Annotated in this window: 20 protein-coding genes and 1 tRNA gene; 14 read left to right on the forward strand and 7 right to left on the reverse strand. The window is 65.8% G+C overall.

Annotated features, from left to right (window positions below):
- Complete coding sequence (gene fabZ / locus JD971_RS12985; protein WP_202084005.1) at window positions 1–447, forward strand: 3-hydroxyacyl-ACP dehydratase FabZ; 447 nt, start codon at window positions 1–3, stop codon at window positions 445–447.
- Window positions 448–508: 61 nt separating this feature from the next.
- Here fabZ and JD971_RS12990 read toward each other — a convergent pair whose 3' ends face one another.
- Window positions 509–1,309, reverse strand: a complete 801-nt coding sequence (locus JD971_RS12990) for a MipA/OmpV family protein (RefSeq protein WP_202084007.1) — start codon at window positions 1,307–1,309, stop codon at window positions 509–511.
- A 194-nt stretch (window positions 1,310–1,503) separates the two neighbouring features.
- Here JD971_RS12990 and rpmE point away from each other — a divergent pair, with 194 nt between their 5' ends.
- From rpmE to JD971_RS13005, 3 genes are all read left to right on the forward strand, one after another.
- Entirely contained in the window at window positions 1,504–1,728 is a 225-nt protein-coding gene (gene rpmE / locus JD971_RS12995; protein WP_202084009.1) for a 50S ribosomal protein L31, read from the forward strand.
- 154 nt (window positions 1,729–1,882) lie between these two features.
- The gene (locus JD971_RS13000) at window positions 1,883–4,177 is read left to right on the forward strand and encodes an FdhF/YdeP family oxidoreductase (protein WP_202084011.1); all 2,295 of its coding nucleotides are present in this window, start codon (window positions 1,883–1,885) and stop codon (window positions 4,175–4,177) included.
- 76 nt (window positions 4,178–4,253) lie between these two features.
- A complete protein-coding gene (locus JD971_RS13005) occupies window positions 4,254–4,979 on the forward strand; it encodes a formate dehydrogenase accessory sulfurtransferase FdhD (RefSeq protein ID WP_202084013.1) in 726 nt (241 codons plus the stop codon).
- Window position 4,980: 1 nt separating this feature from the next.
- On the opposite strand, the gene JD971_RS13010 is transcribed toward JD971_RS13005, so the two are convergent.
- Window positions 4,981–5,613: a 2OG-Fe(II) oxygenase gene (locus JD971_RS13010; RefSeq protein ID WP_202084015.1), complete on the reverse strand. Its 633-nt coding sequence runs from the start codon at window positions 5,611–5,613 to the stop codon at window positions 4,981–4,983.
- 265 nt (window positions 5,614–5,878) lie between these two features.
- On the opposite strand from JD971_RS13010, the gene JD971_RS13015 reads away from it, so the two are divergent.
- From JD971_RS13015 to JD971_RS13060, 10 genes are all read left to right on the forward strand, one after another.
- Window positions 5,879–5,955: transfer RNA gene (locus tag JD971_RS13015), tRNA-His, on the forward strand.
- Between the two features lie 62 nt (window positions 5,956–6,017).
- The gene (locus JD971_RS13020; RefSeq protein WP_202084017.1) at window positions 6,018–7,076 is read left to right on the forward strand and encodes a Glu/Leu/Phe/Val dehydrogenase; all 1,059 of its coding nucleotides are present in this window, start codon (window positions 6,018–6,020) and stop codon (window positions 7,074–7,076) included.
- Between the two features lie 112 nt (window positions 7,077–7,188).
- Window positions 7,189–7,917, forward strand: coding sequence for a heme ABC transporter permease CcmC (ccmC, locus tag JD971_RS13025; protein WP_202084019.1), 729 nt, complete (start codon window positions 7,189–7,191; stop codon window positions 7,915–7,917).
- On the forward strand, window positions 7,904–8,068 hold the full coding sequence (locus tag JD971_RS13030; RefSeq protein WP_202087803.1) for a hypothetical protein: 165 nt from the start codon (window positions 7,904–7,906) through the stop codon (window positions 8,066–8,068). Before ccmC ends, JD971_RS13030 begins: the two co-directional genes overlap by 14 nt.
- Window positions 8,065–8,535 carry a cytochrome c maturation protein CcmE gene (ccmE, locus tag JD971_RS13035; protein WP_202084021.1) on the forward strand — a complete coding sequence of 157 codons (471 nt, stop codon included), beginning with the start codon at window positions 8,065–8,067 and terminating at the stop codon, window positions 8,533–8,535. The genes JD971_RS13030 and ccmE overlap by 4 nt, the downstream gene beginning before the upstream one ends.
- On the forward strand, window positions 8,532–10,487 hold the full coding sequence (locus tag JD971_RS13040; protein ID WP_202084023.1) for a heme lyase CcmF/NrfE family subunit: 1,956 nt from the start codon (window positions 8,532–8,534) through the stop codon (window positions 10,485–10,487). The genes ccmE and JD971_RS13040 overlap by 4 nt, the downstream gene beginning before the upstream one ends.
- Entirely contained in the window at window positions 10,484–11,044 is a 561-nt protein-coding gene (locus JD971_RS13045) for a DsbE family thiol:disulfide interchange protein (RefSeq protein ID WP_202084025.1), read from the forward strand. The genes JD971_RS13040 and JD971_RS13045 overlap by 4 nt, the downstream gene beginning before the upstream one ends.
- Window positions 11,041–11,478: a cytochrome c-type biogenesis protein gene (locus JD971_RS13050; RefSeq protein ID WP_202084027.1), complete on the forward strand. Its 438-nt coding sequence runs from the start codon at window positions 11,041–11,043 to the stop codon at window positions 11,476–11,478. The genes JD971_RS13045 and JD971_RS13050 overlap by 4 nt, the downstream gene beginning before the upstream one ends.
- The gene (locus JD971_RS13055; protein ID WP_202084029.1) at window positions 11,475–12,164 is read left to right on the forward strand and encodes a tetratricopeptide repeat protein; all 690 of its coding nucleotides are present in this window, start codon (window positions 11,475–11,477) and stop codon (window positions 12,162–12,164) included. The genes JD971_RS13050 and JD971_RS13055 overlap by 4 nt, the downstream gene beginning before the upstream one ends.
- A 124-nt stretch (window positions 12,165–12,288) precedes the next feature.
- The gene (locus tag JD971_RS13060) at window positions 12,289–14,217 is read left to right on the forward strand and encodes a potassium transporter Kup (protein ID WP_202084031.1); all 1,929 of its coding nucleotides are present in this window, start codon (window positions 12,289–12,291) and stop codon (window positions 14,215–14,217) included.
- A 49-nt stretch (window positions 14,218–14,266) separates the two neighbouring features.
- Here the strand turns inward: JD971_RS13060 and JD971_RS13065 are convergent, their stop codons facing one another.
- From JD971_RS13065 to JD971_RS13085, 5 genes are all read right to left on the reverse strand, one after another.
- Window positions 14,267–14,932, reverse strand: a complete 666-nt coding sequence (locus tag JD971_RS13065; protein ID WP_202084033.1) for an inner membrane-spanning protein YciB — start codon at window positions 14,930–14,932, stop codon at window positions 14,267–14,269.
- The gene (gene ftsY, locus JD971_RS13070) at window positions 14,932–15,852 is read right to left on the reverse strand and encodes a signal recognition particle-docking protein FtsY (protein ID WP_202084035.1); all 921 of its coding nucleotides are present in this window, start codon (window positions 15,850–15,852) and stop codon (window positions 14,932–14,934) included. Before ftsY ends, JD971_RS13065 begins: the two co-directional genes overlap by 1 nt.
- Window positions 15,849–17,039 (reverse strand): MiaB/RimO family radical SAM methylthiotransferase, encoded by a 1,191-nt coding sequence (locus JD971_RS13075; RefSeq protein ID WP_202084037.1) that lies wholly within the window; start codon window positions 17,037–17,039, stop codon window positions 15,849–15,851. Before JD971_RS13075 ends, ftsY begins: the two co-directional genes overlap by 4 nt.
- Window positions 17,036–17,845, reverse strand: coding sequence for a diaminopimelate epimerase (gene dapF / locus JD971_RS13080; RefSeq protein WP_202084039.1), 810 nt, complete (start codon window positions 17,843–17,845; stop codon window positions 17,036–17,038). The genes JD971_RS13075 and dapF overlap by 4 nt, the downstream gene beginning before the upstream one ends.
- A 75-nt stretch (window positions 17,846–17,920) precedes the next feature.
- The gene (locus JD971_RS13085) at window positions 17,921–19,588 is read right to left on the reverse strand and encodes a bifunctional diguanylate cyclase/phosphodiesterase (RefSeq protein ID WP_202084041.1); all 1,668 of its coding nucleotides are present in this window, start codon (window positions 19,586–19,588) and stop codon (window positions 17,921–17,923) included.
- Window positions 19,589–19,791 lie beyond the last annotated feature (203 nt).

Below are 19,791 nucleotides of genomic sequence, written 5' to 3' on the forward strand. Positions count from 1 at the left end.
ATGAGCGAGACGACCGGGTTCGACCACGCGCGCATTCTTGAACTGCTGCCGCATCGTTATCCGATGCTGCTGGTGGACAGGGTCGTTTCGCTCGACCCCGAAAGCGAGATCCACGCGGTGAAGGCGGTGTCCTTCAACGAGGATTTCTTTCAGGGGCATTTCCCCGGCCGGCCGATCATGCCCGGCGTGCTGCAGGTGGAGGCGCTCGCGCAGGCGGCGGGTATCCTCGCGGTGGAGGCGCTGGGCCTCGCGGGCACGGGCAAGCTCGTCTACTTCATGGCGATCGAGAATGCGAAATTCCGCGCGCCGGTGGAACCCGGCCATCTCCTCAACCTGCGCACCGGCTTCGTTCAGAAACGCACGCGCGTGTGCAAGTTCTGGGGCAAGGCCGACATCGACGGCAAGGTCACCTGCGAGACGGAATTTACCGCGATGATCGCCGATTAAAAAAAGCCCCGGTTTCGCGCCGGGGCTTTTTCAATGCATCCTTCGTGACGGCGCCGCTCGATCAGAACAGCCCGCCACGCCGCCGCCGGAACGTGTAGTTGAGCGCAACGCCGCCGGTCCACTGATCCTTGCTTCCGAACAGTTCGACCACCGGCGAATCGGCGGCATCGCCGACGAGCCGCTGATACCCGGCAAAACCCATGACGCCCCACGGGCCGCCGAGCGCGAAATCCACGCTGACCACGCCGCCCGCCGATTGCAGCCCGCCATCGGCATCGTAGGCGGCATAGCCGCTCGCCGCCGATTCCTCGGGCGTGATGCCGAAATAGGCCTGGCTATGCGTGGAATCGCCGTAGGTTACGCGCGGCCCGGCCGACACGACATAGCGGTCCGCATCGCGCACGATGTAATCGAGCCCCGCCTGGCCGGTCCAGCCATCGTGCCCGCCGATCCCGCGGCGAAGCTCGACAAAGCTGTAGAGATCGTCGCTGATGTAGACCTGCGCGGCGATGCCCGCCTCCAGCGTGGTGCCTATGGTACGCAGGCCGGGCGCGGTGTCCTTTTCCTTGCGGCTGTTGGTGATGGATGCCGTCGGACCGAGATAGACGCCGCCGAACTGGAGGAGCGGGAAGCCGAAGCTTTCGGTCGGGGCCTCGAACGCGAAATCCTCGCCCTCCGCCCGGCGGTCGATGTCGAAGAACGGGCCGAGCCGCGCGCCGTCCGCACCGGGGTAGGCGGGTTGAAACTGCGGGCCGATGCCGATCCGCACCTGCTCGAACTCGTTTGCGTCCTGCGCCTGTGCGGCGACCGGAACGATCGTGCCGGCCAGGATCAGTACGGGCCAGATTCGGCAATTCACCATGGTTTTCCTTCTTATTCGCGAATATCGGCCATAGGGGCTCTGGCCCGTCCTGTCACGCGATGGCCCCTTTGCGGACCCCAAGTTTTCGTCGCCCGCTTGCCAAGCGGGGTCGGACTGGCTAAGGGCGCGGGCTTGAACGAACAATCAGCCCCGCGCGCCCGGTCGGAACCGGTCGCGAATACGGAGACGACGCGATGAAGAACGACATCCACCCCGATTACCACATGATCACGGTCAAGATGACCGACGGCACCGAGTATCAGACCCGCTCCACTTGGGGCAACGAGGGTGATACGCTGACGCTCGAAATCGACCCGACCTCGCACCCGGCATGGACCGGCGGTCAGCGTCTGGTGAGCGAAGGCGGCCGGGTCGCACGCTTCAACAAGCGTTTCGGCGGTCTCTCGCTCAAGAAATAAGCGACGCGGACATTGCTGTCCCACGCGCGAAAGGCGGTCCGCACGGGCCGCCTTTTTCGTTATGGGCGGCGGCGGAATCTGTTACGCGTCGGGAACTGCGCGGGGGCGCCTTTCGTCTCTTGAGCGAACAGTTCCATCGAATGGAGAATGAGCGATGAGCAGCCGCAAAGCCGAACCACGCGAATATCACGGGGCGGCGGGCGGCTTCGGGTCGTTACAGGGTATCGCGCGCATCGAATTGAAGGAGCGCGCCGGGCCCGGGGCTGCCGAAACGCTCTATCGTCAGAACAAGCCCGAAGGCTACATGTGCTCGTCCTGCGCATGGGCGAAGCCGCCGAACCCGCATCTTGCCGAATTCTGTGAAAACGGGGCGAAGGCGACGCTCTGGGATCTGACCAGCGAGCGTTGCACGCCGGAATGGATTTCGCGCCACACCGTGACCGAATTGCGCGAGCGCAGCGGGTACGAGCTGGAAATGCGGGGACGGCTGACCGAGCCGATGCGCTACGATGCCGGGACCGATCGCTATGTCCGCGCGAGCTGGGACGAGGCGTTTGCCGCCATCGGCGCGCAGTTGCACCGGCTCGATCCCAAATCGGTGACCTTCTACGCCTCGGGCAAGGCGGCGCTGGAACCGTCCTATCTCTATGCCGTGTTCGCGCGGGCCTATGGGCATAACAACCTGCCCGACAGTTCGAACATGTGTCACGAAACGACGTCGGTCGGGTTGAAGAAGGTCGTCGGTTCGCCGGTCGGCACCTGCACCTTGCAGGATCTCGACCATTGCGACGCGATCTTCTACCTCGGCCAGAATCCGGGCACCAACAGCCCGCGCCTGCTGCGCCCGTTGATGCAGGCGGCGAAGCGTGGCTGCAAGATCATCACCTTCAACCCGCTGCGCGAAAAAGGCCTGCTCGAATTCATCGACCCGCAGGACCCGGTCGCGATGCTCACGCAAAAGCCGACCAAGATGTCGCACATGTACATGCAGGTGAAGCCCGGCGGCGACATTGCGGCCTTGATGGGCGTGATCAAGCGCGTGCTGGAAATCGATGACGAGGCGAAGGAAAAGGGGCTGGCCCGCACGCTCGACGATGCGTTCCTGGCCGAACATACGCATGGGTTCGACGCGCTGCGCCACACGGTCGAGAATACCGGCTGGGACGCGATCGAGGCAAATTCGGGCATCGCGCGCGCCGAACTGGAGCGGGCGGGCGATGTCTATGCCGGGGCGAAGAACGTCATCGGCATCTACGGCATGGGGCTGACGCAACATGTCCACGGCTCGCAGGCGATCGGCATGCTGGTCAATCTCCTGCTGCTCAACGGCAATATCGGGCGGCAGGGTGCCGGCTGCACCCCGATCCGCGGCCACTCCAACGTGCAGGGGCAGCGCACCGTCGGCATTACGGAGAAGACGAAGCTCGCCCCGGTGGAGAAATATCGCGAATTGCTCGACCTCGAAACGCCGGAGGAGGACGGCCACACCACGGTCGAATTCCTGGAGGCGCTGCTCGACGGGAGCAACAAGGGTTTCATCGGGCTTGGCGGCAATCTGGCTCAGGCGGTGCCCGACCATGAACGCGTGCACCGCGCATGGGGCGAGATGGAGCTGACCGTGCATATCGCGACGAAGCTCAACAAGACGCATCTGATGCCGGGCAAATCCTCGTGGATCCTGCCCTGCCTCGTCCGGGCCGAGGAGGACATCCAGGCGAGCGGCCCGCAAACCGTCACGATGGAGGACAGCTTCAGCCACATCTACGGCAGCATCGGCAAGCGCAAGCCGGCGAGCGAACAGCTGAAAAGCGAAACGGCGATCGTCGCGGGGCTGGCGAAGGCGACGCTGGCCCATCGCGAAACGCGCAATGCAAAGCTCGCATGGGACGAATGGACCGGCGATTATGCGCGCATCCGCGACCTGATCGCGCATACGTTCCCGGACGAATTCCATGACATGAACGGGCGGATGAACCGGCCCGGCGGATTTTATCGCGGCAATGGCGCCCATGACCGCATCTGGAAAACGGAAAGCGGAAAGGCGGAATTTACCGATCCCACCGTGCTGAATGCCTGCGGGATCGGGGAGGCGGACGGCCGGTTCCACCTCGTCACCGTCCGCTCGAACGATCAGTTCAACACGACGATCTACGGCCATTCGGACCGGCTGCGCGGGCTCGAAGGGACGCGCATGATGGTGATGATCAACCCCAACGACATGGAGCGCCACGGACTGTGCGACGGCGATCTCGTCACGCTCATCGGCGATGCGGAGGATGATATGGAGCGCACGGTCCGCGGGCTCAAGGTGACGCCCTATCGCCTGCCGGACGGATGCCTCGCGGGGTATTTTCCGGAGCTCAATCCGCTCGTCCCGCTGTGGTATCACGACAAGCTGTCGAAAACGCCCGCATCGAAGGGCATTCCCGTCCGCATCGTGAAGGAATGACGCGTAAAGCGATGCCGGGGGCACCACGGCCGCCCGTTTCACCGAACATTTCGCCGATGGCCGATCCGCGCGGCAGGTGGAGCGCCCGCTTCCAGGCGAAGTGCCGGTCGCGCTCGAATTCGACGGGGTGACGTGGGCGGTCATGATGGCGACGCCTGAAGATCTTGCCGATTATGCGCGCGGGTTCGCCATTGGCGAGGGACTCATTTCGCCCGACGCTCCCCCATTGTCCGTCGATGTCGCGCGGATCGACGATGGATGGATCGTTCGCGCGCATCTTCCGGGCAGCAATGCCGGAACTATGGCGGAACGGGTGCGGCGCCGGATCGGCGATTCCAGTTGCGGGCTGTGCGGCATGGACACGTTGGCCGAGGTGGCCCGCCCGTTGCCGCCGGTCGCGGTTCCGATGCAGCCCGAACCCGCGGCCATTTTCCGCGCCGGCGGCATGTTGCGCGACCATCAGCCGATCGGCCGCGCGACCGGTGCCGCGCATGCGGCCGCGATCTGCACGATGGATGGCGCGATCGCATGCGTGCGCGAGGATGTCGGCCGGCACAATGCCTTCGACAAGGCGATCGGCGCGTGGACCGCCGCCGGGGCGGCGCCGGGCGGCGCGGCCCCGCATTTTGCGATGTTGAGCGCGCGATGCAGTTTCGAGCTGGTCGAAAAAGCGGTGCGGGGCGGATTGAGCGCGCTCGTCACGATCTCGGCACCGACGAGCATGGCGGTGGAACGGGCACGGGATGCGGGGCTTCCGCTTTTCGTGCTGGCGCGCGGGGATTCGGTGCTCGAGCTGACGTGATTCAGCCCCAGGGGCGTTCGCGAAACCATTTCGTGATGACATATTTGGTGCCCTTGCGCACCTTCATTCCGTGGTGGAGCGTGCTCGCATTGACCGCGCCATCCCCCTTGCGATTGTTCCACGCGACGAGGCGCCCGGTTTCGGGCTGAAACGTCTTGCCGATCACCTTGAAACGGGTGGCGCCGCCCGCGTCCGGTTCGTTGAGATAGATCATGAAGGTCCAGGTCCGCTGCCCCGCGACGGCGCAGAATTTGTCGTAATCCTCGCCGCCGGGGGAGAAATAGTCGGTGTGCGCCTTGAACTCCTGACCGACGGCGTAACGCTGCCCCTGAAGCGGTTCGCCATGCGCGGGGTTGAGCCCCGACAGCGCGCAGATCGCGGCATCTAGCCGGGCGACGACCTCGATCCCGGAATCGAGGTCGCACGTTTCGCTCGTCCGGAAATAGGCGTCGCCATTGGGGTCGGCGATGGTGGACGGGCGCCGGTCTGCATCGATGAGCGCGATGAGCGCGGTGCAATCGTCGGGAGAGAGAAATCCGCGCCGGGTAAACAGTTCCAGCTTGGGCGAGGGGTGCTGCTGCACGGCGGGGTCTTCGCGCAGCCGGGCCGCGACCGATGATGCGTGGGAACTCATGGCGTCTCTCCATAAGCAAGCCGGTGCGGCGCGCCAAGTGTCCGCGCGAATCGAATGCAATGGGCGCGCGCGGCGAACGGCTGGCGACAAAAAAACGGGCGGCGATGGAATCTTGCGCAAAATCCGGGGTTTGACGTTTTTTGCTTCCCTTCTCGCAATGGCTGTGCAACAGGGCGAACCCGCTGGCGATAGCGCTTGACGTCGTCGCCCGTCGGTGAAAACAGGCACGCCCGGCCCGGGAATTCCCGCGGTCGGCATGTTTATGGCGATCGTAGCTCAGTTGGTTAGAGCGCCGGTTTGTGGTACCGGAGGTCGGGGGTTCGAGACCCCTCGATCGCCCCATTTTTCACTGGCAGCGGGCGTTCGATCCCCCGCATTGCCCGCAGCATCGGAGACGCGCCGCGATGTGGAGCAATCCCGCTTTCGACGATCATGAAAAAGTCACGCTGGTCCATGACCGCAAGAGCGGGCTGCGCGCCATCATCGCCATCCATTCCACGCATCTTGGCCCGGCGGCGGGCGGCACGCGGTTCTGGCACTATGCCGATTCCGCCGATGCCGTGACCGACGCGCTGCGCCTGTCGCAGGGGATGAGCTTCAAGAACGCGATGGCCGATCTCCCCATGGGCGGCGGCAAGGCGGTTCTGCTGGCCGATGCGGACGGTACGAAGACCGATGCCATGCTGGAGGCTTATGGCCGCGCCGTCGACGCGCTCGGCGGGCAATATGTCACGGCCGAGGATGTCGGCATTTCGGAGCAGGACATGGTCGCCATTGCCCGCGCGACCCCGCATGTCACCGGCCTTCCGACCGAAGGCGCGCAGGCCGCGGGCGGCGATCCCGGCCCGTTCACCGCGATGGGCATATACCTCGGCCTCGCCGCCGCGGTCCGTCACAAGCTTGGCCGCGAAACGCTCGACGGGGTGCATGTCGCGGTGCAGGGCACCGGCAGCGTCGGTGGCCGCCTCGCGCGCATGCTCGCCAAGGATGGCGCGCAGCTGACGCTGGCCGACGTCAATGCCGAACGCGCCGCAACCCTGGCCCGCGACCTCGGAGCGCGCGCGGTTGCAGCGGACGAGATCATGGGCGTTGCCTGCGACGTGTTCAGCCCCAACGCGCTGGGCGCCATCCTCGATGACGAGGGCATTGCCCGGCTCGACACGCAGATCGTCGCGGGCGGCGCCAATAATCAGCTGGCCCGACCCGAACACGGGCAGATGCTGGCCAAGCGCGGCATTCTCTACACGCCCGATTACGTGCTGAATGCGGGCGGGATCATTTCGGTTACGATCGAATATCTCGCGCGGCAGAACGGCCGGACCGCCGATGTGAACGAGGTGCGTGAGAAAATCCGCCAGATCCCCGGCCGGCTCGTCGAAATCTGGGCCGAATGCGACCGTACGGGCGAAACCCCGGCGACGATCGCGGACATGATGGCCCGCCGCCGCATCGGGCGCAGCTGACCGCCGCTGCGCAGTCAGTCACGCCTGTCCGCACCGCCGCGGCGCGGGGCAGGGGCCGAGTCGGTGCCTTGCCGCGGCGCGACAGCGGTGCCAAAGCGGGCGGCGTAACGCTATGCATGGTTTTGCCAATCCTAAACGCTTCCTGACGATCGCCCGCTGGCTGACGCCGGCGTTGCTGGTGACGGGGATGATCGTCGCCGGCGGGGCGCTCGCGTGGGGACTGCTGGCGACGCCGGCGGACCGGTTGATGGGCGAAACGGTGCGCATTCTCTATCTTCACGTGCCGGCGGCGTGGCTGGGGATGGGCGGGTGGACCGCCATCGCCATCGCCAGTCTGGTCGAGCTTGTGTGGCGACATCCGCTGGCCGGAATCGCGGCGCGCGCGGCGGCGGTGCCGGGTGCGGCATTCACCGCGATCTGCCTTGTCACCGGGTCCATCTGGGGCCGCCCGACATGGGGGACATGGTGGGTGTGGGATGGCCGGCTGACCTCGATGCTGGTGCTGCTGTTCCTGTATTTCGGCTATATCGCGCTGGCCGGCGCGGCACAGCGGGACATGGCCGCGGGGGCCGGTGGCAGCCGTGTGACGGCCATTTTCGGGCTGGTCGGGGCGGTCAATATTCCGATCATCAATCGTTCGGTGGTGTGGTGGAACTCGCTCCATCAACCGCCCAGCATCACGATGGGGCAGTCCGCGATCGACCCGGTCTTTCTCGTGCCGCTGCTGCTGTCGACGCTTGGTTTCTCGCTTCTTTTCGGCGGGATCGTGCTTGCGCGCATGCGGGCCTTGCTCGCCGATATTCAGGCGGAGGCGCGCCTGCGCCGGCGTGCGCTGGCGTGACCGTTCCGGCATGACCGAAGGGCTCGATCAGTGGCCGTTTGTCTGGGCGGCCTATGCGGTGGGCGTGGGCGGCACGTTCGCGACCGCGGCGTGGGCGTGGGTCGCGATGCGCCGCGCCGAACGCCGCCGCGACCGGGCGCGCGGGAAATGAGCGCGTCGCTCAAACCCAAGCATCAGCGGCTGGTGCTCGTGATCGTCGCGCTGTGCGTGCTCATCGGGGCGGGGTTGCTGGCGGCCTATGCGCTGCGCAATCAGGCGAGCTATTTCTACGTTCCGTCCGACATCGTGTCCGACCCGCCCGAACCGGGGCAGGCGGTGCGGCTGGGCGGGATGGTCGCGGATGGCTCGATCGAGACGATGGACGATGGCGTGACGATCCGCTTTACCGTGACGGATGGGCAGGCATCGGTCCCGGTTGAGTTTTCGGGCATCGTACCCGACCTTTTCGTCGAAGGGTCCGGCGTCGTCGCCGAAGGGTCGATGGGCCCCACCGCATTCGTCGCGACCAACCTGCTTGCCAAGCATGACGAGAATTACATGCCGCGCGAATTACAGGACATGACCGACGCGCAGCAGCGCGAAATCGTCGCCGAAACCTACGAGGCGCAGGCGCAATGATTGCGGAACTCGGCCTTGCGCTGCTATGGTTTGCGGCGGCATTTGCGTTGCTGCAGCTTTTTACGGGGCTGCTGTCGCTCCGCGAGGCGGGCGCCGGGTTCGCCGGATCGGTGCGCCCCGTCGCGGTGATGCAGGGCGTGCTGGTGACGCTGTCGTTCTTTGCGCTGATCTGGCTGTTCCTGCGCACCGATCTTTCGGTGTTGCTGGTCGCGTCCAATAGCCATGTGGACAAGCCGTTCGTGTTCAAGCTCGCGGGGACATGGGGCAATCACGAAGGCTCGATGCTGCTTTGGGTGACGGTCATGGCGCTTTCGGGGGCGGCGATCGCGCTGCTCGAACGGCGTCTGCCCGAACGCACCATGCTGGCGACGCTTGCCGCGCAGGCATTCGTGAGCCTTGGCTTCTACGCCTTCCTGCTGTTTTCCTCCAACCCGTTCACCCGGCTCGAACCGGCGGCGCGGGTGGGGGCGGGGCTCAACCCGCTGTTGCAGGATCTCGGCCTCGCGTTCCATCCGCCCACGCTCTATCTCGGCTATGTCGGGCTTTCGGTTGCGTTCAGCTTTGCAGTGGGCGCCTTGATGACGCGGGAGGTCGGGCCGCAATTCGCGCGCGCGATGCGGCCCTGGGTGCTGGGCGCGTGGATATTCCTGACCATCGGGATCACGGCGGGCAGTTACTGGGCCTATTACGAGCTGGGCTGGGGCGGCTGGTGGTTCTGGGACCCGGTGGAGAATGCCTCGCTCATGCCGTGGTTGGCGGCGACGGCGCTGCTCCATTCGGTGAGCGTGCTGGCCGCGCGCGATGCCTTGCGGATATGGACGATCATGCTGGGCGTCGTGGCGTTTTCGATGTCGATGGTGGGCACGTTCCTCGTGCGCTCCGGCGTTTTGACCAGTGTGCATTCCTTTGCGGTGAGCCCGGAACGCGGCAGTTTCATCCTTGCGCTTCTGTGCCTCTATATCGGCGGGGCGCTGGTGCTGTTCGGCCTGCGCGCCTCCACCGTGAACGAGGGCAAGCAGTTTGCATGGAGCAGCCGTGAAGCCGCGCTGGTGTTCAACAATGTCGCGCTGACCGCCATTCTCGGCATCGTGATGGTCGGCACGCTCTACCCGCTTTTGACCGAGGCGTTCGGCGTGCGCGTGTCGGTCGGGCCGCCCTATTTCAATCCGGTCGGCGCGATCTTCGCCTTTCCCATGGTGGCGGTCATGGCGATCGGCCCGCTGCTGCGCTGGCGGGAGGATCGCTTTGCGCGCGTCGGGCGCCGGATGATCGTGCCGGTGGCGATATTCGCAATTGCGCTGGTGGCGGCTCTCGTCCTCGCGCCGGGGATCGGGATCCTGCCACTGCTCGGCCTCGCGCTCGCCGCAATGCTGGCGATTGCGAGCGTGTTGCCGGTGGTGGGCCGCAATCCGCGCCGGGTAAAGCTTGCCGTGTGGGGCATGGTGGTCGGGCATTTCGGCCTCGCCGTGGCGCTTGCCGGGATGGCCAGCAATGCTGCCTTTACGACCGAGCGGCTTGCCGCGGCGGCCATCGGCGATACGGTCGCGGTCGGCCCATGGGACGTGAGGCTCTCCGAAATCGAGCCGATCGCCGGCCCCAACTGGACCGCGCTGGAGGGGACGATGACGGCCCGCTATCGCGGCGGGGCGCCGGTCGTGCTTCGCCCGCAGGCCCGCAATTTCTTCTCGCCCCCCACGGCCACGAATGAATCGGCGCTGGCGACACGCTGGAACGGGCAGCTTTATGCCGTTCTGGGACAGGAAGCCGACGGCGGGCGCTGGCAATTGCGGCTGTGGTGGAAGCCGTTCGTGACGCTGATCTGGCTGGGCGGGTTGATGGTGGCGCTGGGCGGTCTGCTCGCGCTGATCGGGCGGGTCATCGCCGACTGGAAACAGCGGGCGATCCGGGTGCGGCTCGCCGAGCGGCGCGAATATCGCGAGGCGCAGGCATGAGCGCGCCGACGCCCGGACGCCGGTCGCGCTGGACCATCTGGCTTCCGCTTGCGCTGTTCATCGGTTTCGTGGCGCTCGTCGCATACGGGCTGATGGCGCCGGGGGAACGCGACGTGCGCAGCGCGATGGTCGGCAATCCGCTCCCGCAATTCACGCTCCCCGCCGGCGTAGAGGGCACGCCCGGACTGTCGCGCGCGGGTTTTACGAAGGGTGAGCCACGCCTGCTCAATATTTTTGCAAGCTGGTGCGTGCCCTGCGCGGTGGAGGCGCCGCAGCTCGATACCCTCGCCGCGCAGGGGGTGCCGATCGACGGTGTCGCCATCCGCGACCGGAGCGAGGATATCGCGCAGTTTCTGGAGCGTAACGGCAACCCCTATCGCGCGATTGGCAAGGACGATGTGAGCGCGGTCCAACTCGGCATCGGATCGTCCGGCGTGCCCGAAACCTTCGTCATCGATGGCGACGGGATCATCCGGTATCAGCATATGGGCCCGATCATGGAGCGCGACATTGCGCAGATCATGTCCGAATGGCGCAAGGCGAAAGAGCCGCTATGACCCGAGCAATCCTCGCGTTCGTGTCGCTGTCGCTCGCCGCCGCCGCGTCCGTCGCCGCGGCGCAGGACAGCATGCCGCCCGCGCCCTACGCCTATACGCAGCTCGACGATCCGGCGCAGGAGGCCGAGGCGCAGGCATTGATGGAAACGCTGCGCTGCGTGCGGTGTCAGAGCCAGTCCATCGCCGATTCCGACGCGCCGATGGCCGGCGACATGCGCAGCCAGGTCCGCATGCGCATCGCCGCGGGCGAGGAGCCGGAGGCGATCCGCGCCTGGCTCGTCGACCGGTACGGCGATTACATCAGCTACAAGCCCGAGTTGAAGCCGCTGACCTGGCCGCTGTTCGCCGCGCCGGTGGTGCTGGCCGCGCTGGCCGCGCTGCTGCTGCGCCGCCGGTTCCGGAAGGGCGCGCGGACGGGCGGGGGCATGGCATGAGCTGGATCGTGATCATCGGCGCGGCGGTGGCGGTGTGGCTGGCGTTGAATTTCGTGCTGCGGATGCCGCGCGGCGGGCGCGAGATCACGGCGGCGGCGCTTTTGTTCGGGCTCGCCGGCTATGCGGTGCAGGGCAGTCCGGGCCTTGCCGGCGTGCCGGGGCAACCGATTGCGGAGAGCGATGACGGACAGGCCGCGCTCATCGAATTGCGCAACGCGATGAGCGCGGATTTCGGCTCCGGCTCCAACTATCTCATCACTGCCGACGCGCTCGTCCGGCAGGGGCAATATGGCACGGCGGCGGGCCTGCTTCGCGGCGCGATCCGGCAAACCCCCGACGATCCGCAATTGTGGCTCGCGCTCGGCAATGCGCTCGTCGGTCATGCGCAGGGGATGCTGACCCCGGCGGCGTCGCTTGCCTATCGCCGGGCTTCGCTGCTGGCGCCGGGCAATCCGGGGCCGGCGTTCTTTACCGGCCTGGCGCAGGCGCAATCGGGGCAATTTGCAGAGGCGCGCGAGACATGGATGCGTCTTCGCGCCCGCCCTGCGATCGCCGGCTCTCCGCTCGCTCCGATTCTCGATGCGCAGCTGCGGCAGCTCGACACGCTGATCGCGATGCAGGAAGGCCGCGGACCGGAGAATGGCGCTGCGTCGCTGCCGCCGACATCGGCGCAGGGGCGGCAATGATGGGCCCTGCATGCGCCTGCTTGCCGGGCGGTTCGCCCGCTGCTAAGCGGCGATCCGCTATGGCCCGCCTGGCATCATGTGCCGGCAATACGTTGCACGCCCGCCCCCATGGCAGGAGTATCCGATGAGCGAGACCGCCAAGGGCGAGACTTCTCCGACGCTGCCTGCCGGGCTTCCGGCAGACCAGCATCGCAGCCATGAAAAGAACGTCCTGAAACTCGCCGTCGGTGCCATTGGCGTCGTGTTCGGCGACATCGGCACCAGCCCGCTTTACGCGATGCGCGACACGTTTGCCGGGCATCATCCGCTTCCGCTCGATCAGCTGCACGTGTTCGGCATCATCAGCCTCATGTTCTGGTCCATGATCGTGATCGTGATGATCAAATACGTGACGATCATCATGCGCGCCGACAACCGCGGCGAGGGCGGGAGCCTCGCGCTCATCGCGCTCATCCAGGGCGCGATGCGCAAGGACAAGCGCGTGACGAAGTTCGTCGTGCTGATGGGGGTGTTCGCGACCGCGCTGTTCTACGGCGATTCGATGATCACGCCGGCGGTGTCCGTGCTCGGCGCGATCGAGGGGCTGGCCGTCTATTCGCCGGGGATGAAGGATTTCGTGGTGCCGCTCGTCATGGGCATCATCGTCGGGCTTTTCTTCATACAGTCGCGCGGGACGGCGCGCGTGGCGAAATTGTTCGGGCCGGTCATGCTGGTCTATTTCGCCACCATCGCGGTGCTCGGCCTTGCCAGTATCTTCCGCATGCCCGACGTGCTGTGGTCGCTGTCGCCGCATTATGCCGTGTCGATGTTCATTGCCGATCCGCTGCGCGGGTTTCTCGCGATGGGTGCCGCGGTGCTCGCCGTGACGGGGGCGGAGGCGCTCTATGCCGACATGGGTCATTTCGGGCGCCCGCCGATCCGCGTATCGTGGATGACGCTGGTGCTGCCGGCGCTGACGCTGAATTATCTGGGGCAGGCTGCGCTGCTGCTGCGCAATCCCGCCGCGCTGGAAAGCCCGTTCTATTATCTCGCACCCGACTGGTTTCAGTGGCCCTTGCTCATCATCGCGTCGATGGCGGCGGTCATCGCCAGCCAGGCGGTGATTTCCGGCGCGTTCTCCGTCACGCAGCAGGCGATACAGCTCGGCTTCGTGCCGCGCATGACGATCAAGCATACCTCGCTGCATGCCGGGCAGATCTTCATTCCGCTGGTGAACTGGGCGCTGATGACCGCAGTGCTCCTGCTGGTTGTGGTGTTCCAGCGTTCGTCGAACCTCACTGCCGCCTATGGCATTGCGGTGACGGGCGCGATGATGATCGACAATTTCCTGCTCGGCGTCGTGCTGCTAAAACTGTGGAAATGGAAATGGTGGCAGGCAGCCCCGCTGCTCATCGTGTTCTTCCTTCTGGACGCGGCCTATCTCGGCGCGAACCTTACGAAAATTCCCGATGGCGGCTGGGTGCCGCTGGTGATGGGGCTGGTCATCTTTACCCTGCTGACCACGTGGAACCGGGGCCGCGCGTTGATGAAGGAGAACATGGCGGTGGAATCGATCCCCATCGGCGTGTTCGCGAAATCGGCGCATAATTCGGCCGCGCGCGTGCCGGGAACGGCGGTCTTCATGGCCAGCGCGAATGCGGGCGTGCCGTCCGCGCTGCTCCACAATATCAAGCATAACAAGGTGCTGCACGAACGGGTCGTGATCCTCACCGTGATCATCGAGGATGTGCCCTTCGTCGATGCGGGCCATCGCTCCCATGTGGAGCAGTTCGGCGACAGCTTCTTCAAGGTGACGCTGCATTTCGGATTTCTGGAGGAAACCGACGTGCCGCGCGCGCTCAAGACGATCGAGATGTGCGGCGCACCCTTCGACATGATGCAGACGAGCTTCTTCCTCTCGCGCCAGACTTTGTTGAGCGCGGACAAGCCCGGCATGGCGCTGTGGCGGGAGAAGCTGTTCGCATGGATGCTGCGCAATGCGGCGAGCGCGATGGAATTCTTCCGCCTGCCGACCAATCGCGTCGTGGAACTGGGCAGCCAGCTGAAGATTTAGCGGCGCTGCCGGTCCCGGCCTGCCTTATGGGGCGGGCGCCGGGTCCGGGTCACTCGCCGGTGGGCGGCTGCTCGCTCATCGCTTCGTCCGCCGCGCCGCCACCGAGCCCCTCGCGCATCATCATCGGCAGCTGGCTGAAGGTGAAGAGGAACGAGAGCGGCATGAACACGTAGAATTTCGTCGCCAGCCAGCTATCGAACGACAAGGTCGCGCGCAGCACCTCGTTGAGCACGGCAAGACCGATGAAATACAAACCCCAGTTGCGCGACAGCTTCATCCATCCCCGATCCGAAAGCCCCTCGAACGCGGCATCGAGCAGATATTTGAGCAAGGCCTTGCCCCGCCAGACGCCGATGAGCAGCGCGGCGGCAAAGAGGGAGTAGATGATCGTCGGCTTCACCTGTACGAACACCGGATCCTGAAACAGGATGGTCAGCCCGCCGAAAAACACGATCAGTGCGGTCGAGAGCATCAGCATCGGCGTGACATGGCCGAGCTTCCACTTCGACACGGCGAGCGCGACCAGGGCGGCTACGATAAAGGCCACCGTCCCCTTCACCACGGCCAGAACCTCGCCGACCGCATTGCCGTAATCGTCCGGGCTGGCCCAGCGATAGACGATGAAGAACACGAGCAGCGGCCCGTAATCGATGGCGAGATTGAGCAGGCCGGACTTGCGCTTCGGCGCCGGGGAAGGGGTGGGGCGCTGTTCCATCAGGCGATTCCTGCAATCACGCGGGCGACAAGTTCGGGATCGAAGGGGCGCAGATCGTCGATCCGTTCGCCCACCCCGATCGCGTGAATGGGCAGCCCGAACTGCTGCGCCGCCGCGACCAGCACGCCGCCGCGCGCGGTCCCGTCGAGCTTCGTCATGATGAGGCCGGTGACATTGGCGCTCTGCTGAAACACCTCGACCTGTTGCAGCGCGTTCTGTCCATTCGTCGCGTCGAGCACGAGGAGCACGTCATGCGGCGCCTCGGGATTGAGCCGGTAGAGCACTTTGCGGATCTTGGACAGCTCGTCCATCAATTCGCGCTTGTTCTGCAAGCGTCCGGCGGTGTCGACGATCAGCGTGTCGATGCCCCGCTGAGTCGCGGCCTTCACCCCGTCGAACACCACGCTGGCCGGGTCGCCGCCTTCTGGTCCGGTGACGATGTCGATGCCGAGCCGGTCCGCCCATACCTTCAACTGCCCGATGGCGGCGGCGCGGAACGTGTCGCCGGCGGCCAGCATGACCGAATAATCCTGCTCCTGAAACAGATGGGCGAGCTTTGCGATGGTGGTCGTCTTGCCCGATCCGTTGACCCCGATGACGAGGATGACCTGCGGCCTAGGAAAGGCCACGATGTCGAGCGGCTTTGCCACGGGGCGCAGGATTTCGGCGATCTCCTCGGCGACGGCTTCCTGTATCGCGCGCTGGTCGGCGCCGCGCTCGAACCGCTTTTCGGCAAGATGGTCGCGAATGCGCATCGCCGCGCGCGGGCCGAGATCGGACAGGATCAACGCATCCTCAAGCTCGTCGAGCTGATCCTCGCTCAACCGCGTGGCGCCGGTTATGCCCGACAGGTTTTCGGACAGCCGGGCCGATGTCTTGCGGAATCCTCCGAAAACGCGGTCTTTCCAGCTTTCGCTCATACGATACTCCCGGTGACGAGGCCATGTTCGACCGCGCCCGCTTTCATGGTGACGATGGTGCCCGCCGCGACCCCGTCGGGGAGGCGGAACCGGGCGAAATTCTCGGCATGGCCGGTGCCATCGCGTTCGGCGAGCACCCGATGCACGCTTCCGTGAAGCCCGCGCAGCCACGCATCGCGCGTTTCGGCAACGGCGGCGCGCAATTCCGCGGCGCGCCGTTTCACGATGGGCGGCGGCACCTGCGGCATGCGCGCGGCGGGCGTGCCGGGCCGCGGCGAATAGGGAAAGACATGCCCGTGCACGATGCCGCATTCGCGAATGATCGACAGGTTGGAGGCATGCATGGCGTCGCTTTCCGTCGGAAATCCGGCGATGAGGTCGGCGCCGATGGCCATGTCGGGGCGCGCGGATCGCAACCGTTCGACGAGCGTGATCGCCTGCGCCCGGGAATGGCGCCGCTTCATCCGCTTCAAGATCATGTCGTCGCCCGACTGGAGCGAGAGATGCACATGCGGCATGACCCGCGCTTCGTGCATGAGGAGCGCGGCGAGCGTATCGTCCATCTCCGCCCCGTCCACGGACGACAGGCGGAGCCGGGCCAGCCGGGGAAACGCATCGAGGATCGCACCGACGAGCGTGCCGAGCGCAGGACGTCCCGGCAGATCGCCACCCCACGAGGTCACGTCCACGCCGGTCAGCACGATCTCCGGTGCGCCGAGCGCAAGATGGCCCTCCACCTCGCGAAGCACGTGCGCGATGGTGAGCGAGTGGCTCTGTCCGCGGCCCTGCGGAATGACGCAGAAGGTGCAGGCGTGATCGCACCCGTTCTGCACCGCGATGAAGGCGCGCGTGTGGGCGACATCGGGGCGCGGCACGGTGGCGGCGGGCACGTTCCAGCTGCGCGGATCGAGCTTTGCCGTATTGGCGACGATGCCGTCCACCTCGTCCATCGCCGAAATCTGGCTGCGTTCGATATCGGCCGCGCATCCGGTGACGAGCAGCCGCGCATCGGGGCGCGCACGGCGCAGGCGGCGGATTGCCTTGCGCGTCTGGCGCACGGCCTCCTCCGTCACGGCGCAGCTGTTGACGACCACGGTATCGGGGCTGTCGGCGAGCATGGCGCGGATGCTGTCGCTCTCGGCGATATTCATGCGGCAGCCGAGCGTCACGATCTGCGCCTCGCTCACGCGTAATCGCCCCAATCGAACTGTCCTGTAAAGGCGATGGTCGCCGGGCCGGTCATGGTGATGCGGTCATCATCGTCCCACCGGATGGAAAGCGGGCCGCCCGGCAGGGTCACGGTCACGTCACGGCCCGTCAGCCCCCGCCGCATCGCCGCCACCGCGGTCGCGCACGCGCCGGTTCCGCACGCACGCGTGAGCCCGGCGCCGCGCTCCCATACGCGCAGAGAGATCGCGTCGCGCGCCGTTACGCTTGCGACATTGACATTGATCCGTTCGGGAAAGACCGCATCGTTTTCGATAACGGGGCCAAGCGTGTCGAGTGCCACCGCATCGGCATCGGCGACGAAGAACACCGCATGCGGGTTGCCGACATTCACGCACACCGGATTTTCGAGGCCGTCCCACCCCAGCGGCAAGGAAAGCGTGTCCATTGCATAGGCGAGCGGAACATCCTGCCACCCGAAACGCGGCACGCCCATGTCGACCGCAATGCCGCCGCCGTCGGGCACGGCGCGAATATCGCCGCCCAGCGTTTCGAGCGATACCGCCCCGCCGATCAGCATGCCGACCGCGCGGGCGGCATTGCCGCAGGCCTCGACCTCGCTCCCATCGGCATTGAAAATCCGCATTTTCCAGTCCGCATGCCGCGACGGTTCGATCAATACGAGCTGATCGCAGCCGATGCCCGTGTGACGGTCGGCGAGCGCTGCGGCCGTGGCCGGGCCGAGTGGCGGCAGGCTGCTTTCGCGCGCGTCCAGCACGACGAAATCATTGCCCAGCCCGTGCATCTTGGTGAAAGGGATCTGCATGGTCCCGGCTCTAGGCAGTGCAGCGGGCAACGTCCAGTGCGCGGTGACAGGATCCGCGCGCACCATGCGCCGGTTTCAGGGGCGCCAGGCCGTGTTCGGATTGTCCCTCTCGGCCTTCGTGGCATCGCGTTCGGTGCGCGGCGGCTCGTTCACGACAAGGCGCGCTTCGCTGCGCAAGCGGGCACGGACCCGCTCGGCCGGTTCGGGGCGCCCGTAATAATAGCCCTGTCCCTTGAACCGCCCCATCTTGCGCAGCAGGTTGCGCACGGGACCACTTTCGACGCCCTCGACCGTGACGGGGAGGTCGAACCCTTGCGCGATGGCGCTGATCGCGTGCACCGCGGCCTCGCTCTCTTCCTGACAGGTGAGCTGCGCGATGAAGCCGCGATCGATCTTCACCCTGTCAAAGGGCAGCGCGCGCAGTTCGGACATGGACGCATAGCTGTTGCCGAAATCGTCGAGGCTGACGCGCACCCCCTGATTCTTGAGGCTGGTGATCATCGAGCGCACGAGCGCCATATCCTCGCGCAGGCATCCTTCGGAAATTTCGATTTCGAGCCGCTCGCCCGGAAAATTCGCCGCAGCCAGAAGCTTGACCAGGCGATGCGCGAACCACGGATCGCGGATCTGCACCGGGGAGATATTGACCGACAGGATCAGCTCCCGATCCCATTCGCGTGCATCGCGCAACGCCTGCGCAATCACGGTCTCGGACAATTCGGCGATCACGTTCATTTCCTCGGCAACGGGAATGAACGCATCCGGGGTGATGAGCCCCAGTTCCGGATTTTGCCAGCGGGCAAGCATTTCGAAGCCCGTCAGCCTGCCGGTTTCGAGGTCCACCTGCTGCTCGTAATAGGGAACGAATTCCCCTTGTGCGATGCCGCGGCGGATACCGTTTTCGAGCGCGCTGCGCCGTTGCAGTTCGCTCTCCATCTCCGGCGTGTACCAGTGGAATCGGTCGCGGCCGTGCTTCTTGGCGTGATACATCGCCATGTCGGCCATGTGCAGCAGCGCGGCCGAACCGGGCGCCTTGCATTTTGCGATATCGAGGCTCGACGCGATGCCGAGCGAAAGCGTCACGCAGATCGAGCCGCCGGCAACCGCAATGGGCCGGCTTGCCGCGACGACGAGCCGCGCACACACTTCCTCCAGCGCGCCGGGTGCGTCGCTGTCGTAATCCAGCACGCAGGCAAATTCGTCACCGCCGAGCCGCGCGATGCACGCATGGTCGGGCAGAAGCGCGCGTATGCGGGAGACCACCTCGACGAGGACGGCATCGCCCGCGCGGTGGCCGTTGAGGTCGTTGACCTGCTTGAACCTGTCGATATCGACCATGAGAAAGGCCACGGCGCGCCCGGTATTGCGCGCCTGTTCGAGCCGTGCGTCGAGTTCGGGCATGAGCGAGCGTCGGTTGAGCGCCCCGGTCAGCGCATCGGTAAGCGCAAGCGACCGGGCGCGGCTCGCATCGCGGCGATGGGCGGCGATTTCGGCCCGAAGATCGCGATACCGGAACCATCCGAGCAGGATGAGCGCGATATTGAGCAGAAGCGCGCTGATCGGGGTGAGGTCTGCGCGCGCAGCGGTATTGCCGCGCATATAGCTCCAGAACATCGGCAAGGCATAGCAAAGCTGCGCGATGAAGGTCACGAGCGCGCCGATCATCACGCCGAGCGGCAGGACAGGCGGACGGTCCGCTGCCTCCCCGCGTTTCTCGTGCTTGTGTTGCCTGCTTTTCGCCATGTCGGGGGGTGGCCATCTCGCTGCTTCTTGCGGGCCTCCCGGCCGGTGTGGTCCGCAGCCTATTCGATCGGCGGTAAAGATTTTGTAAAATACCGGCTCTGCGCTGGCGGGCGCGCGCGGCCCACTTGCAAGCGAGGCGGGTCTGCGCTATCGGACCCGGCGAAGGCAGGTCCATGGGCTGTGTCATCGTTCCATGCGTGATA

The organism is Croceicoccus sp. YJ47, from assembly GCF_016745095.1.
Classification (GTDB): domain Bacteria; phylum Pseudomonadota; class Alphaproteobacteria; order Sphingomonadales; family Sphingomonadaceae; genus Croceicoccus.

Coding starts and splice junctions, on each gene's coding strand:
- fabZ (WP_202084005.1), top strand. CDS start 1: ATGAGCGAGACGACCGGGTTCGACCACGCGCGCATTCTTGAACTGCTG.
- JD971_RS12990 (WP_202084007.1), bottom strand. CDS start 1,309: ATGGTGAATTGCCGAATCTGGCCCGTACTGATCCTGGCCGGCACGATC.
- rpmE (WP_202084009.1), top strand. CDS start 1,504: ATGAAGAACGACATCCACCCCGATTACCACATGATCACGGTCAAGATG.
- JD971_RS13000 (WP_202084011.1), top strand. CDS start 1,883: ATGAGCAGCCGCAAAGCCGAACCACGCGAATATCACGGGGCGGCGGGC.
- JD971_RS13010 (WP_202084015.1), bottom strand. CDS start 5,613: ATGAGTTCCCACGCATCATCGGTCGCGGCCCGGCTGCGCGAAGACCCC.
- JD971_RS13020 (WP_202084017.1), top strand. CDS start 6,018: ATGTGGAGCAATCCCGCTTTCGACGATCATGAAAAAGTCACGCTGGTC.
- ccmC (WP_202084019.1), top strand. CDS start 7,189: ATGCATGGTTTTGCCAATCCTAAACGCTTCCTGACGATCGCCCGCTGG.
- ccmE (WP_202084021.1), top strand. CDS start 8,065: ATGAGCGCGTCGCTCAAACCCAAGCATCAGCGGCTGGTGCTCGTGATC.
- JD971_RS13040 (WP_202084023.1), top strand. CDS start 8,532: ATGATTGCGGAACTCGGCCTTGCGCTGCTATGGTTTGCGGCGGCATTT.
- JD971_RS13045 (WP_202084025.1), top strand. CDS start 10,484: ATGAGCGCGCCGACGCCCGGACGCCGGTCGCGCTGGACCATCTGGCTT.
- JD971_RS13050 (WP_202084027.1), top strand. CDS start 11,041: ATGACCCGAGCAATCCTCGCGTTCGTGTCGCTGTCGCTCGCCGCCGCC.
- JD971_RS13055 (WP_202084029.1), top strand. CDS start 11,475: ATGAGCTGGATCGTGATCATCGGCGCGGCGGTGGCGGTGTGGCTGGCG.
- JD971_RS13060 (WP_202084031.1), top strand. CDS start 12,289: ATGAGCGAGACCGCCAAGGGCGAGACTTCTCCGACGCTGCCTGCCGGG.
- JD971_RS13065 (WP_202084033.1), bottom strand. CDS start 14,932: ATGGAACAGCGCCCCACCCCTTCCCCGGCGCCGAAGCGCAAGTCCGGC.
- ftsY (WP_202084035.1), bottom strand. CDS start 15,852: ATGAGCGAAAGCTGGAAAGACCGCGTTTTCGGAGGATTCCGCAAGACA.
- dapF (WP_202084039.1), bottom strand. CDS start 17,845: ATGCAGATCCCTTTCACCAAGATGCACGGGCTGGGCAATGATTTCGTC.
- JD971_RS13085 (WP_202084041.1), bottom strand. CDS start 19,588: ATGGCGAAAAGCAGGCAACACAAGCACGAGAAACGCGGGGAGGCAGCG.